The organism is Paludicola sp. MB14-C6 (assembly GCF_030908625.1).
Taxonomy (GTDB): Bacteria; Bacillota; Clostridia; order Oscillospirales; family Ruminococcaceae; genus Paludihabitans.
The window spans coordinates 1,907,838-1,923,626 of record NZ_CP133133.1 but is presented as its reverse complement, the minus strand read 5'-3'; the positions used below and the strand labels follow the sequence as shown (position 1 = coordinate 1,923,626).

The 15,789-nt window shown below is 33.0% G+C and carries 12 protein-coding genes and 1 tRNA gene; 6 read left to right on the top strand and 7 right to left on the bottom strand.

Features of this window, described 5'->3' with window-relative positions:
* Positions 1–30 precede the first annotated feature (30 nt).
* From RBG61_RS09205 to RBG61_RS09195, 3 genes are all read right to left on the bottom strand, one after another.
* Positions 31–798 (bottom strand): LiaF transmembrane domain-containing protein, encoded by a 768-nt coding sequence (locus RBG61_RS09205; protein WP_307942875.1) that lies wholly within the window; start codon positions 796–798, stop codon positions 31–33.
* Between the two features lie 36 nt (positions 799–834).
* Positions 835–1,179: a hypothetical protein gene (locus tag RBG61_RS09200; protein WP_307942873.1), complete on the bottom strand. Its 345-nt coding sequence runs from the start codon at positions 1,177–1,179 to the stop codon at positions 835–837.
* Between the two features lie 74 nt (positions 1,180–1,253).
* Positions 1,254–2,072, bottom strand: coding sequence for an AraC family transcriptional regulator (locus RBG61_RS09195; protein ID WP_307942870.1), 819 nt, complete (start codon positions 2,070–2,072; stop codon positions 1,254–1,256).
* A gap of 175 nt (positions 2,073–2,247) precedes the next feature.
* Here RBG61_RS09195 and RBG61_RS09190 point away from each other — a divergent pair, with 175 nt between their 5' ends.
* Positions 2,248–3,564, top strand: a complete 1,317-nt coding sequence (locus tag RBG61_RS09190; RefSeq protein ID WP_307942868.1) for an alpha-glucosidase/alpha-galactosidase — start codon at positions 2,248–2,250, stop codon at positions 3,562–3,564.
* Positions 3,565–4,068: 504 nt separating this feature from the next.
* Positions 4,069–4,157, top strand: a tRNA-Leu gene (locus RBG61_RS09185).
* Positions 4,158–4,893: 736 nt separating this feature from the next.
* Here RBG61_RS09185 and RBG61_RS09180 read toward each other — a convergent pair.
* On the bottom strand, positions 4,894–5,136 hold the full coding sequence (locus RBG61_RS09180; RefSeq protein ID WP_307942867.1) for a hypothetical protein: 243 nt from the start codon (positions 5,134–5,136) through the stop codon (positions 4,894–4,896).
* 253 nt (positions 5,137–5,389) lie between these two features.
* On the opposite strand from RBG61_RS09180, the gene RBG61_RS09175 reads away from it, so the two are divergent.
* The 4 genes from RBG61_RS09175 (at position 5,390) to RBG61_RS09160 (ending at position 9,257) form a co-directional block, all read left to right on the top strand.
* Positions 5,390–5,680 (top strand): transposase, encoded by a 291-nt coding sequence (locus RBG61_RS09175; protein ID WP_307942866.1) that lies wholly within the window; start codon positions 5,390–5,392, stop codon positions 5,678–5,680.
* Positions 5,681–5,960: 280 nt separating this feature from the next.
* On the top strand, positions 5,961–7,187 hold the full coding sequence (locus RBG61_RS09170) for an IS256 family transposase (RefSeq protein ID WP_307942478.1): 1,227 nt from the start codon (positions 5,961–5,963) through the stop codon (positions 7,185–7,187).
* Between the two features lie 182 nt (positions 7,188–7,369).
* Complete coding sequence (locus tag RBG61_RS09165; protein ID WP_307942864.1) at positions 7,370–7,999, top strand: IS3 family transposase; 630 nt, start codon at positions 7,370–7,372, stop codon at positions 7,997–7,999.
* 31 nt (positions 8,000–8,030) lie between these two features.
* The gene (locus tag RBG61_RS09160) at positions 8,031–9,257 is read left to right on the top strand and encodes an IS256 family transposase (protein ID WP_307942478.1); all 1,227 of its coding nucleotides are present in this window, start codon (positions 8,031–8,033) and stop codon (positions 9,255–9,257) included.
* A 453-nt stretch (positions 9,258–9,710) separates the two neighbouring features.
* Here the strand turns inward: RBG61_RS09160 and RBG61_RS09155 are convergent, their stop codons facing one another.
* The 3 genes from RBG61_RS09155 to RBG61_RS09145 all read right to left on the bottom strand — a co-directional run bounded on the left by RBG61_RS09155 (position 9,711) and on the right by RBG61_RS09145 (position 15,782).
* Positions 9,711–14,729: an endo-beta-N-acetylglucosaminidase gene (locus RBG61_RS09155; RefSeq protein ID WP_307942862.1), complete on the bottom strand. Its 5,019-nt coding sequence runs from the start codon at positions 14,727–14,729 to the stop codon at positions 9,711–9,713.
* Between the two features lie 647 nt (positions 14,730–15,376).
* Positions 15,377–15,472, bottom strand: a complete 96-nt coding sequence (locus tag RBG61_RS09150) for a hypothetical protein (protein WP_307947241.1) — start codon at positions 15,470–15,472, stop codon at positions 15,377–15,379.
* Positions 15,473–15,590: 118 nt separating this feature from the next.
* Positions 15,591–15,782, bottom strand: coding sequence for a hypothetical protein (locus tag RBG61_RS09145; RefSeq protein WP_307942860.1), 192 nt, complete (start codon positions 15,780–15,782; stop codon positions 15,591–15,593).
* Positions 15,783–15,789 lie beyond the last annotated feature (7 nt).

The window sequence follows — 15,789 nt, the reverse complement described above, 5'->3', positions numbered from 1 at the left end:
CACGCGTGTGGTTTCGTCAAATGAAGAAAATTACTTAATATCAATTCCGCCCATTACAGTTGTACATATAAAAGTAACAAGTGGAACGTTTGCATCCGGCGCTTGTGACATTGCTTTACACTCAGATGCACCCATTATGTCGGTTTTGTTCAACGCAATTCTTACATTTCTCGGAGCAAGAATATCAATTCCGCCCATAATTGCAGTTACATGAATTATAATATCTCTTGTTATTACAACATCACGTAAATCCAAATCAACACCGCCTAGTATTGCACTCACTTTTGCTCCTAAGAAATCGGTTGAAGTATTTTTAGCGTCAACGCCTGATAAAATGGCTGTATAACATGGTTGTGGCTCATTGTCATAACTCCAGCTTTTATTTGGGTTTGCTTCAGGTTGCCCGTTCGGAGTTTGCGTATACTGAAAAGAAGAACCATCTGTAGCAGTGTATGTATACGTATTTGTTGATACTTTAGGGCCTTTAAAGTAGCGTATTATCATTACTATACCAATATAAAGAATAATGGTTGCAAAAATAATGAATCCAAATTTATTATTTGGAATAATATCTTGAGCTTCAAGCAATAGCAATATACCGATAATAAATGCACCTACGTTAAAGGCTCTTGGCCCGTTTGAAAGCATACTGATAAAAGATGGGATGATAATGAATAATGTCCACCATCCGTCAAAGAAGATGCTAAAATCCCAATTGAAAAAGATAGCACCGACATAGCCTATCCCTGCAAGAATGAACACAATTCCAAACAGCAAGGGCGCAATATTTTTTTTCATATGTTGTCTCCTTATATTTGCGAGTAAAAGCAATCGTTATTTGATAATTTGAATTCCACCAATCACTGGAAGTGGTTTTGCAAAACCTTCAACACAATTTACAATACCTATAACTGCCAAAGCAATGATAGCTATTCTTAGAACCCATAGGATAAACGCACCAACAAAAGGAATAAGACCTAGAACAAAGGCCAAACCAATTGTTATTGCTTCAATAATTAACAAAATTAGTCCTTGATTTACATGATATTTTGTAAATGCAGAGTTTTTATTGACTAGTAAAGGGATCAAAAGTAATATGCCAAGATAAGATAAACACGCTAGACCTTTTGTTGCTTGGATGTCTTGTTGAGTAAATCGTTGTGACATGTTATTATCCATAATGATGCTCCTTTCGTTAATTACCAATATTATAACATTGCACTTTTCGTTTGTCAATTTTTAGTAGAAAATTTTTATTTTCTATAATCGCTTGGGCTTACGTTAAAATATTTTTTGAACGTAGTTGAAAAATGAGAAGCATCTTTATATCCCGTAGATAACGCTATTTGCAGTACGGAATGTTCCGTAGTCTTTAACAAATTAGCGGCTTTTGTCATTCTTACCTTTAATAAATACTGTTCCGGAGAAATATTAATATAATCCATAAAAATGCGATAAAGATATGTTCGATCAATCCCGATATAATCGGAAAGCTTTGTGATGTTGATGTCGTATGAATAATTATTATTGATATATTCAATTGCATTATTAATATACATTTTAACGTTGGAACTCGTATATCCATTTTGCTTAGTTTGTGACATCAAATTAGCTAAAATTAAATAAAAATATCCTAACATAGAATATTCTCTTGAATTGCTTTGGGTATAGGATTGAAACATTTCTGAAAACATCTTCTTTACTTCTTCGGTTTCATCACAACGAACAATGGGAGTTGCCATACTTAACGAACACAGCTCAAGTAAAAGCTCAGCATCAACGCCTTTAAAGCCTACCCAATAATATTCCCATGGTTCTTCTCTATCTGCCCAATAAATTGTTGTTTCCCCCGGAGTAATCAAAAATCCCTGTCCTTTTGACAAGCGATATTCTCCGCTTTGATTTTTGAAATATCCATGGCCATCAACGACATAATGAAGCAAATAATGATCTCGAACTGCGGGACCAAATGTATGAGTACTTTTGCAGATTTCCCAGCCGCATTGGCAAACCCATAGGGACGAATTCGTTGCTCGGTCAAGCATATAATGCTTAAGTCCCAATTGTTTCATACTGCTACACTCCTATCACTTTATTTTCAAGACCTATTATATACCCAATACAACAAATTTGCAAATATGAACAACATATTTGTATCGCATATTTCATAAAAAAGGCTTACACTATCCTTAACAAATTTGTTATCAATATCTCAACTTAATTTCAACTTAAACGGAGGTTATAATTATGCCAAAAATCGCTTTTATGGGTGCCGGAAGCTCTGTATTTGCAAAAAACGTATTAGGAGACTGTATTTTAACTCCTGAAATCACGCCATTGGATATTGCTTTGCACGACATTGACCCAGTACGTCTTGAAGATTCAACAAAAATGATTCGCAACATTATTGCAAATTCAGGTAGAACCGATATTACTCTTTCTGCAACACTGAACCGTAGAGAATCTTTAGCTGGAGCTAACTATGTTGTCAATGCTATTCAAGTTGGTTTATATGATCCATGTACCATAACAGACTTTGAAGTTCCTAAAAAATATGGACTGCGTCAAACCATTGGTGATACACTCGGAATCGGCGGTATTTTTAGAGGTCTTCGTACCATTCCCGTTATGAAAGAATTTGCAAACGATATGGAAGAGCTTTGTCCAAATGCACTATTTATTAACTACACAAATCCCATGTCTATTCTAAGTGGTTTTATGCAACGCTATACCAATATTAAAACAATTGGTCTTTGCCATAGCGTTCAAGTTTGTGCAAAAGCTTTACTTACTGATGTTGGCATGACAGAGTATATTGATAAATGTAAATGGGAGATAGCTGGCATCAACCACTTAGCATGGCTAACAAAAATAACAGATTTAGAAGGTAACGATTTATATCCCGAAATTAAACGTCGTGCAAAATTAGAAGAAACCTACGAGACTAGAAAAAATGACCTCGTTCGTCTAGATATGATGGATCGTTTCGGATATTATATTACTGAATCATCCGAACATTGTTCTGAGTATAGTGCATGGTACATTAAATCAAAATACCCAGAATTAATTGAACGTTATAATATTCCATTGGATGAGTACCCTCGTCGTTGCATTAACCAAATTGCAGGTTGGGAAAAGATGAAACAAGACTTAGTCCACAACACCCAATTAAGCCACGAAAAGACCTATGAATTTGCATCTTTTATCATTAAAGCAATGGAAACGGATATTCCATTCCGTGTGCATGGCAATGTAATCAACAATGGATTGATTTCAAACCTACATTCAAACGCTTGTGTTGAGGTTCCATGTTTGATTGACCGCAACGGTATAAATCCTTGCTACGTTGGAGAATTACCAGAACAATGTGCTGCCATCGACCGCTTGCATATCAATGTGCATCTGCTTACAATTCAAGCTGCTGTTACCCGCAAAAAAGAATACATTTATATGGCGGCAATGCTTGACCCTCATACGTCTGCTGAATTATCACCAGATGAAATTCGCAACCTATGTGATGATTTAATTGCAGAACATGGCGATTGGCTACCTAAATATGAATAAAAAAACAAGTGTCTCCCGAAATCAATTACTTTTTCGGGAGACTTGTTCTATAATATTCCTAGGATTATTTAAATAATCTTACAATTGCTAAACAGGCAATTAACTTTTTTAAAGGAGCGTGATTGTGATGAAAAGTATTGCTTCTAAAATCAACACAATAAATTTAAAAAGGAGCATATTATATGCAAACAATCACTTATCAAAAGATTAGTAGCAAAAACTTTATATTGAATTCTTTAGTCACCTTAAACCGGTATCAGAGAGTAGACCAATGCTTTAGAAAAATGAATGGTAACTGACAAATACATAATATTGCTTTTATTGAAGATTGGAATTTGGAAAAAAGCACGATATGATAGTACCGTATCCTTTCTTTTATATTATCGACAAGAATACTTATAATTACCAAAATAAGGACAGTGCTTTTTTGAAAAGTTTTCTTTAAAAAGTATTGACAATCTTAAGTTTATATAGTATTATAGTAAAGCACTCGGGAAACGAGTTGCTGGTGTGGCGGAACTGGCAGACGCCCAGGACTTAAAATCCTGTGAGGTTAACTCCTCGTACCGGTTCGATTCCGGTCACCAGCACCATTTAACGATCCACTAAATTCACTCCAAATGGAATGAATTTAGTGCATTGTTATATATAAATATATTTAACGTGTCTATAAGTTGTTATTGGTTATAACACACATATCTTTTATATCTTTTTCAAGACTATACGAGGTATCTACCTTTTTTAGGTAGCTGACGCAACTACGCAGCAGGAGTATCATTATACATATGCTTGTCATCGCAACTTCACTGATTACCAATCAGTTATTACATACAATATTTATCGCAAGCGTATTATATGTAGGTGCTTGAACCGCTTATCACCGCTCGCATATGCTCAATGTACTCATAGGCACTATAAATAAGCTTTATAAGGGTAGTCATTCCTTAATAGTGAGTTGACACGAATATTTAAGTACCAGCTTAAATATTGGTCTTGGCTTATTATTTGTCAAGATACGGTTTATATTTAAAATGCAGAAGCATTCTAAAACAAAAATCAAGCTTCCAGATGCGCTGAAACACTCTGAAAGCTTGACAGTTCTATACCACTGTGTTAGAATTACACACAGAAGTTTTCTCCTATAAGTCTTCAAGATGTTAATGCATCTTTTAGGCGTAAGCACTACGTTTGTTAGCGCAATCGTAGTGCTGTAGGGGTTTATTTTCTTACCCGTATTTAGATTGTACCATATTATGGTTTTGTTTGCAAGACCTTTTATAAATTATTTACTCCCTAGTTTTTAACTAGGGAGTTTTGTGTTATGTGAAATTAAATTATTTTACTTTGTTCTTGTAACCATACTGGTATTTGTTTAAATCCATCTTCTGATAAAGAAAATAGTTCTTGATTCAAAATTTCACTTTTATTATAACATAAGTAACCTTTCCAAATCTCTACTTTAAAATTTTCACTGTCAGTAGAAATTCTATAATTAAAATCGTTAGCACTTCCTGTAAATGTATTTTTATTTTTATAAAACTCAATTGTACGTATGTCCTTAAAATTAGCCATCATTTCTCCTATCGTTATAATTTAATTACGTATATATTTTACCGCAGTAACGCTTTATTAAGATACATTATACCATACTGTACACGTAACTACAATTACTCATTATCTATGTAATGAATAGTTTATCACTCATTTTAATGTTGATAGATTGTCAAATTAAGTGCAACACTTTCGGGCTATAGCTATAATAAAGTTGTAACACCTTGATATAGAAATCTGATATAATGAAATGAAATCAAGGAGTGGATACAACATGACAAACTACAATAAGTATGAGCCAGAGCTCAAAGAAAAAGTTTTGCGCCTCTATCTGGAAGAAGGACGTACAAAGAAAAGCCTAACTGAAGAATATCATCTTGGACAAGGGACAATTACATATTGGTTGCAACAACGCCGTAAAGAATGCCAAACAAAACCTGAAATTAAACAAGAAACCGATGCTTATGAAGAAATCAGACGGTTGCGTAAGGAACTCGCTGAATCACAAAAGGAAAATGCATTTTTAAAAAAGGCAGCAGCATTCTTTGCGAAGGAAATAGATTAGACCAGTATCAGTTTATCCAGAATAATAAAGAAGAGTTTGGACTAAGATGACTTCTGCGTAAACTTAACATATATCCCAACGCATACTATAACTTTTTAAAAGACAGAAAAGCTAATTATCGAGAGCAAAAGGCATCGACTCAACGAAAAATCGTTGAAATATATCATGCTATAAATGGAGTTCCGAGACTCCCGAAAATTTTGTGTAAAAGTGAATAAGGTACTTCCAATCAGACAAGAATTAAGATAATAAATTCAAGTATGAAAGGAAGTATTTTTTTATGGAAAAGCAACCGAAAGAGTTATTAAAAGAGTATGTGAACAGCCAAAACTTCACAAGCACAACAGAGGTTATGCAGGCAATGAAAGAGATGTTCAAAGATGTTCTTCAGCAAGTTATGGATAGTGAATTAGACGAAGAATTGGGTTACCAAAAAAGTCAAAGAATAGCGAACGATGACGGAAAAAGCATGTCGAAAAATTATCGAAATGGATATTCAAAGAAAACAGTTAAAACACAACTTGGCGAAGTGGATATTAATGTTCCTCGTGATAGAAACGGTGAATTTGAACCACAAATTATTGGTAAATATAATCGTAATGCTGACGGGATGGAAGAAAAAATTATTGCACTTTACTCTTGTGGCATGTCTCAACGAGATATTGCTGAACAAGTAAAAAATCTTTATGATGTAGAAATTTCAGATGGACTAGTAAGCAAGATAACAGAAAAAATAATGCCGGAAGTAACAGCATGGCAAAACCGTCCACTAGATAGTGTATACCCATTTGTGTTCATGGATGCAATACACTACAAAGTAAAAGAAAACAATCAGTTTGTAACGAAAGCAGCATATGTGGTTTTAGGAATTACACTTGAAGGAAATAAAGATATATTGGGCATTTGGATTGGAGAAAACGAGAGCTCAAAATTCTGGTTGAGCGTTATGAATGACTTGAAATCAAGGGGTTTGCAAGATGTATACCTATTTTGTGTTGACGGTTTAAAAGGTTTTAAAGAAGCAATCAATGCAGCATATCCCAAAGCGCACATTCAACGTTGTATTATACATCAAATTCGATATTCAACACGATATGTAGGATACAAAGATATCAAGAAGTTAATGGCAGATCTAAAACTAGTATATCAAGCTGTTACAGAGGAAGAAGCATTGAATAATCTAATATCATTCAAAGAAAAATGGGGTAAAAGTTATCCTTCTTGCATAAAGAGTTGGGAGGATAACTGGGATATACTATCAACCTTTTTTGCATATCCAACTGATGTAAGGAAAATAATATACACAACTAATATTATTGAGGGATTAAACAGGCAGTTCAGACAAATAACCAAGAATAAACCATCATTTCAAAATGATGATAGTTTAAAAAGGATACTGTATTTAGCTTCAAAAAAAATTGTCGAACGATGGACACAACGTTGTCGAAATTGGGACGTTGTTTTAAACCAATTAAACATCATGTTTTCGGACAGAATCGCTGGATGATTCTATGTTCATCCGCCAAAATTTAATGACAAAAGGGGCATGCCCCTTTTGTCATTAAATAAACTTGTTTCAACTAACCTATACACTATGTCAATTACTATTTTGTTCCTATTTCTTGTTCTGATTGTTTTTCTATTTACACAAAATTCTTGGTATACCCGGAGTTTCCAGGCTATCGAATGATGCGTGATTTACTAATTCCATATGGTTTTACATATTGTTATTCAACCATATATAAGTACATGTTTGAACTTGGATTAAACTCGATAGTTCGTAAGAAAAAACCTATTTATAATAAAGGAATACCTAATAAAATATTTCTGAATCTTGTGAATCAAAACTTTGATGTAGAACAGCCAAACATGGTATGGTGTACTGATTTCACCTACCTTCCACAAAAAGATGGGGTAATGAGGTATAACTGTTCTATTATTGATTTGTATGACCGCTCAGCAGTAGCGACACTAGATGGAAATCATATAACTGCTGAACTTGGAATAGAGACATTGAAAATAGCAATCAAACGTTACAAACCACCAAGAGGGCTAATTTTGCATAGCGACCAAGGAAGTCAATTTACATCTAAAGAATTTAATGACTACTGCCAAAAGGCTCACATTCAGCAGAGCATGAGTCGTGCTGGATGTCCTTATGATAATGCGCCAATGGAACGCTTTTATAATACATTAAAGAACGAATTCTTTAACTTGTTTACATTTCAATCAGCTGATGAAATGGACAAAGGAAGAGACTCCCGAAAATTTTGTGTAAAAGTGAATAAGGTACTTCCAATCAGACAAGAATTAAGATAATAAATTCAAGTATGAAAGGAAGTATTTTTTTATGGAAAAGCAACCGAAAGAGTTATTAAAAGAGTATGTGAACAGCCAAAACTTCACAAGCACAACAGAGGTTATGCAGGCAATGAAAGAGATGTTCAAAGATGTTCTTCAGCAAGTTATGGATAGTGAATTAGACGAAGAATTGGGTTACCAAAAAAGTCAAAGAATAGCGAACGATGACGGAAAAAGCATGTCGAAAAATTATCGAAATGGATATTCAAAGAAAACAGTTAAAACACAACTTGGCGAAGTGGATATTAATGTTCCTCGTGATAGAAACGGTGAATTTGAACCACAAATTATTGGTAAATATAATCGTAATGCTGACGGGATGGAAGAAAAAATTATTGCACTTTACTCTTGTGGCATGTCTCAACGAGATATTGCTGAACAAGTAAAAAATCTTTATGATGTAGAAATTTCAGATGGACTAGTAAGCAAGATAACAGAAAAAATAATGCCGGAAGTAACAGCATGGCAAAACCGTCCACTAGATAGTGTATACCCATTTGTGTTCATGGATGCAATACACTACAAAGTAAAAGAAAACAATCAGTTTGTAACGAAAGCAGCATATGTGGTTTTAGGAATTACACTTGAAGGAAATAAAGATATATTGGGCATTTGGATTGGAGAAAACGAGAGCTCAAAATTCTGGTTGAGCGTTATGAATGACTTGAAATCAAGGGGTTTGCAAGATGTATACCTATTTTGTGTTGACGGTTTAAAAGGTTTTAAAGAAGCAATCAATGCAGCATATCCCAAAGCGCACATTCAACGTTGTATTATACATCAAATTCGATATTCAACACGATATGTAGGATACAAAGATATCAAGAAGTTAATGGCAGATCTAAAACTAGTATATCAAGCTGTTACAGAGGAAGAAGCATTGAATAATCTAATATCATTCAAAGAAAAATGGGGTAAAAGTTATCCTTCTTGCATAAAGAGTTGGGAGGATAACTGGGATATACTATCAACCTTTTTTGCATATCCAACTGATGTAAGGAAAATAATATACACAACTAATATTATTGAGGGATTAAACAGGCAGTTCAGACAAATAACCAAGAACAAACCATCATTTCAAAATGATGATAGTTTAAAAAGGATACTGTATTTAGCTTCAAAGAAAATTGTCGAACGATGGACACAACGTTGTCGAAATTGGGACGTTGTTTTAAACCAATTAAACATCATGTTTTCGGACAGAATCGCTGGATGATTCTATGTTCAGCCGCCAAAATTTAATGACAAAAGGGGCATGCCCCTTTTGTCATTAAATAAACTTGTTTCAACTAACCTATACACTATGTCAATTACTATTTTGTTCCTATTTCTTGTTCTGATTGTTTTTATATTTACACAAAATTCTTGGTATACCCCAAAGGAATCTATGAGTTTGTGTATGGATGGTACAATCATGTGCGACCTCACACATACAATGGCGGTCTTCCACCTGCAGTAGCCAGAACTGCTGCATAAAATTTATACACTGGTGTTACAACTTTGCTTGACTACTACATATCTATGATAATGGATAGTTTATCACCCGTATTAATGTTAAAACTGCTAACAATATAGTAAAATTGATAGCATACAGCCCCAGCTCTTTCAAATACGAAAAAGCAGGGGCTGTACTGACTTTGTGCTGTTTTAGATATGAAAAGGATTGAAGTTAGCGAGTTTTCTTAGATCTTTTAGTAATGCAAGCTATAACAATTCCAGATAGCACTACAAATACAAATGGGATAATTGGTGTATTATCACCTGTTTGTGCATTCTTAGTTTTAGGTGTTGTGTTAGTTGATGATGTTGTATTTGCTTGCGTTTCTGTTTTAGCCGGTTCCGCTGTAGTGGCTTGAGCTTCTGTTTTAGTAGAGGAAGCTGTATTTGTTTGAGTTTCTGTGCTTGTAGGGGTTGTTGCTTTGTTTTCAATTTTTGTCAAAACGTAATCAGAGCAATGATTGATTGATACTATTGCATAGCCACCTTTTACAACAATTTCATCTGCTATTTTCTCTAATTGTCCTTTTGCTTCATTAAAATAATAGAAATGTAGCTTATCGCCATCTTTAAATTGATCCCCAACGTATACTTTTACCTGTGTATCTGTTGGTAGACTTCCACTATGACTGAATGATAAAACTAAGCCACTTTCGTTGTTTGCAGCTTTTTGAATATTTGCATTTGCTTTTATTTCGGAAACTTTCAATTCAAGGTTAACGTCTTTAATCTCATTTACATTCTTTCCGTCAATTGCCCATGAATATTTCAAGTTACCATTTGAATTAACAATATCAAACGTTACTGTTTTCTTTTGCTCTTTTGCTGCCTTTAAAATGTCTTTGCTAATTATTTCAGGTTTCAATAAATCAACCGTTACGTTACCATTTGTTTTATCTTTAACCAATGCAATTACTTTTTCCGTTAATGTTGGTTCTGTTGGAATAATAACAGGTTTCTTAACTAAATTTTTGATTGCAGTTTCTAATGCAGCTTTTGCATCATCTACATCTTTTGGGGTTGCATCAGCATTATTAATAACTGCTTTTGCATTATCTAATGCTGTTTTAAATGCTCCCCATGTTGTTGAAACATATGCGCCTTCTACATTTTCTTTGTTTGCATTGTAGATTGCTTGTAAATCTGCTTTGTTTCCACGTAATACAAGTGCTTTTACCGCATTATCTAATGCTGCTTTTGCATCATCTACATCTTTTGGGATTGCATCAGCATTATTAATAACTGCTTTTGCATTATCTAATGCTGTTTTAAATGCTCCCCATGTTGTTGAAACATATGCGTCTTCTACATTATCTTTGTTTGCATCGTACATTGCTTGTAAATCTGCTTTGTTTCCACGTTCTACAAGAGCGTTTATAGCAATTTCTAATGCTGCTTTTGTATCATCTACATCTTTTTGGATTGCATCAGTATTATCAAGAACTAATTTTGCATTAGCTAATGCTGTTTTAAATGCTCCCCATGTTAATGCAGTATAATTTGTTTCAGCTTTATCTTTGTTTGAATCGTACATTGCTTGTAAATCTGCTTTGTTTCCACGTTCTACAAGAGCGTTTATAGCAGTTTCTAATGCAGCTTTTGTATCATCTACATCTTTTTGGTTTGCATCAGCGTTATCAATAACTTCTTTTGCATTTTCTAATGCTGTTTTAAATGCTCCCCATGTTGACGCAGTATAATTTGTTTCAGCTTTATCTTTGTTTGAATCGTACATTGCTTGTAAATCTGCTTTATTCGTAGAGCTAGATTCAGTTAGCCTACTAATAGCAAAGTTTAAAGCTGCAGTTACTGTTTTGATTTCATCTAATGTAGCTTTATCATTTCCAATAATAGCATCTGCCTGAGCACATACATTATTATAATTATCTAAAGAATCTTTTAAATATTTATTTTGATCAATTGATATGGATCTCAATTCCAAAAGATCAGATTTATCAAATGGAAGATTTGAATTATTGCTCACTAAAGAATAACTGTATTGTTTTTTTATTGGAGATTTATATCCACTAGCATACACTTCGTAATAAATTTTTTTATCCCATGTTGTATATAGCGGGATCTGCCTTAAAATGATTACTCCACTATTATCCGCAGGTGCAGATGTAAGTATTGGACTGTCACCACTACCATAATATATTTTTATTACTGCACCTTCAGGCATATTAGTAACATACATAACACCTTTAGAGTTAGTCCCCTCAAAGATTTTCTCATTTGAAAAACAAAATAATTTACTATTTGTTTTATCCAATAGAATTTCAGGGCCCGCTTCTCCATAAAAAGGTACACTTCTTCTTACGCTTTCGCTTCCGGTTAATCCTGTATATGGGTTAGTTGATATAGTAGAGTAATATAATCTACCCTCGTTTGAACCTAAGTTAATATAAGATTTCGTGTCGTTAAACTCACCGAATGCTATGTAATCATTATCTGGTTGACCTGCATAAAGTGATTGATTACTTTTTTCTGCAATAGGAGTTGTTGCCTCCATTGAATTATAAAGCTTTACAGTTGTTCTTTGAGATAATTTATCAAATCTCGCTGTATCTTTTGTTCCAACGTTATTTTTTACTGTTATATTTATTGGATCAACTGGTTCAGATTGATAATCATTTTTTTCGGCATACAATTCAAACTCATATATACGAGTAGCTGCCCAATTATCAGAAATGCAATCTTTTGTCACAGAAATTTTTACATATCTTGCGATTATAGGCGTTTCAAGATTTCTATCTGTAATATCCAATTTATTATTATAAACTACATCAGCATCTGCAAAGTTTACTCCATCAGTAGAATATTTTAGCTTATAATTTACTGTATTAAAGCCAGAACCCTCGTTACCATCTGGACAATTTGCATTATAAACTACCCATCTTCCTACTTGAGTTTCTTTTCCTAAATCAACTGTAATTTCATGTGGAGCAAGTTCTGACGGCCTTTGGTTTTGATTCATTGCAGGATTTGCACACCATTTACTTCCTGTAATAATTCCATCAACAATATTTTTCGGCTCTTGATTAGGTTCAGATTTTACATTACTTGTAACTGTCTTGTTTAAAGCTAAGTTAATAGGTTTACTCTCAGGAATTGATTCAGAAGAGTCTATCGGATCATACCATTTACATCTTATAATACTAGGTTTCGATTTTACCCCCGTAAAAGTAACAGGTGTAATTTCAAACGTGAAAGCATCTTCTTCTGCTTCCCTTTGAAATTTTGCTAGATAAAAAGCAGTATTTGGAGTAGCTCCAACAAATTCTCTACTTCCATCAGCTTTTAAACGATGTATCTCATAATAATCAGCATTTTCTGCTTCGTACCAATATATTCTTGCCTCTGCGCTTTTATAGTCATGAAACATAATTTCATCAATACTTGATTTTGCAATTAAGCCTGGATTTTTTTGTTGCGTAGTAATTGCAATCCTACCTACATTAACTGAGTAATTAGATATATTTGATTTACTTTCAAATTTCATTGAAATTGCAATTGCTGTTTTATTTGAATGTCCTGATAAATCAATTTCAGATGTAGTCCAACCATTTTTACTTACACCATTAGATACATCAAAAAATTCAAAATTGGTTTGATCATAGCTATCACCAAAACATAAACCGACTTTCATGGTACCTGTATTCTGAGTTTTGTATGTAATACTTAATTTTGAGTTATCTTTAATGTCTAATTTAGTACTGTATAATTTAATATGGTTTGGATTTTCACTTTCTAAATTTCCCTCAACTTTTAAAGAAGTACCGCCCCAATATGCATCAGCATAGTCAATTGAAGGCTTCAATTTAGAACCATTACTCTCAACTATCCAACGCCATGTAGGCATAATATCCGTTAATGAAAAGTTACTCCATCCATTTCTTTTTCCTGTTACAATGCCATCCTCATAAAATTTATATCCATTACCTGTTGTAAAATGAGTAACAAATTCGGTCCCAAGGATAGGAGTTTTATCAGCTATTGCACTTGAAAATCCAGGAAATTTATCTTTATTATCTCTTGTTGATGTATCGGTTGGATCAAAAGTTGGACCTACCCACAATTTTCCTTCATTTATGTTTGTAAACTCCTCAGGACTATTTGCTCCAGATAAAGTAATATTAGGTCCTAAGATTCCAATAGATGTTTTCAATTTCTTATCTTCACCTAATAAATAATCTAATCTTCCCGGATGATTATTATAATCTTCATAAGGAATATTTTCCCATGAAGCATATGCCTCAAATGGACTTCTACCTGCTTTAGTCATTGTTTCAACTGTCGTGTTTATTTTTTCAACACTCCAGTTAAAGTTTATAAAGGCTTCGTCGGCATATCGAGTATCTCCATCTTGGATCATACTTATATTATCTTGTGAAATAGAGTCTTGATATACTATTGAACCTCCACTTGTCATTGAATCATACCATTGAATAACAAAACCCTCCGGTTTATTTTGCTGTATGTATTTCATCATATTTCTGAGTTTGTTTGCTAAATCAATGCTAATACTAGTTTCTTGATTTATAAAAAATCCATCAAAGCCATAATACTTTGCTATTTCAAACATTTTATCAGCAACTGGGTATACTGTTTTTCTCGTATTCACATCATACACAGATTGTACAAAATCAGTCATCGCTTTATTTACAAATTCAGGGTCTTTAAATGGAAAAAATACTGTACCTGTAACTTTTACACCATTTTTATGTGCTGCATCTATACGTTCAGGTGTTGGGATAGATATAACACCTTTTCCTTTTGTTCCACCCCAAAAGTTAAAAGTATCTAAATATTGATAGTAGTTAAATGCATATGAATTAACTGTATCAACACCTTGGGACTCACTAGTAGAGTTACACAATGCCAAAACTTTTGCATCTGTAGATGCATTAGGATTCACTAAAGGACCAGTATACCTATTTTTAAGTGGTATACTTGACCTATTGTATCTTGAGTCAGGATCTTTTTCAGGTGACCAATTTTTCAACTCATCTACTTGTAGAAAATTGCCCAAAGGTTGTAGCGATTTTTTCTTTGCATAATTTTCATTTAATATTGTCCTACTTGGTGGTACGGTTGCTGCACTTACACTTGGTATAAAACATGTCATCATTGATACAACCATTGTACAACATAGCATAATTGACATTATTTTTTTCAGTGTTTGCTTCATTTATTTATTCTCCTTTTAAAATATTTCATAAGGTAATAAAATTAAATTTATCATCCCTTATACTACAATGATATAACTTATACAATAAAACTTCTAAAAAACTTAAATCTTAAAAAAGTTAATATGATAACTCTTAATATGTGTTCGTGCACATTTTTATTATAATAAAAATGTGAATAAAAGATTTTCACAAAATTTAATATATAAATTTGTCGCGATTCTTATTGAGTTCATAATTAGCAATTAAATATATTTAAGTTAATTAACAATATATTTAATAAATTTTAATATATTTTTTCTATATGTATATATTACATATAAATTAACTAATATTCAACTGTTTTTTAATTAAAATATCAATGTATTAGTTAATAATATACTTATAAATTTACTAAATAAATGCCATATTATTAGGTGTTTGTTCTAGTTTTCATTTTAAACAACGATTGCACAAAACGTCAATTTTTTTACGTAAAAAATCAATTTATAATACTTTTTCAAAACATATTACCAAATTTTCTTTCATGAAAATTTACTCAAAAAAAAAGCGCTCCACCAAGAAGGTAGTGGACTCAGCTATCAAAAAACGGAGTTCTTTGTTATTATCTAGTGGCTGATGGGAGTTGTTTATAACACCCAACCAACCCTCATAAGATAAATCCACGACTTTGAGAATCGTTTTGTCGCTTTAGAAGTTCTTTGTATGTTTTGGGTGATGGTAGCAATGCTGGTAGATCTGGCATCCAGTTTGCCGGAGTTACAACCTTTTTCACGGTCGGTTGTTTATAATACTTTATGCAAACGTAGTATTTCAGGTATGCTTCTTTCCATTGGTTAATGGATAGATTAAAATTACACGAATTATTTACTCTGAGTCGATAATAAATACATTACGGATTGTGTTGGTTTTTCTGATGTTGCTTTGATTTCTGTTTTTGTTAATACATAATCAGAGCAATGGTTAATTGCTACTGTTGCATAACCATCTTTTACAATGATTTCATTTGCTATCTTATGAATTGTTCTTAACATTCTCATATAATTGATTAACATTAACTCG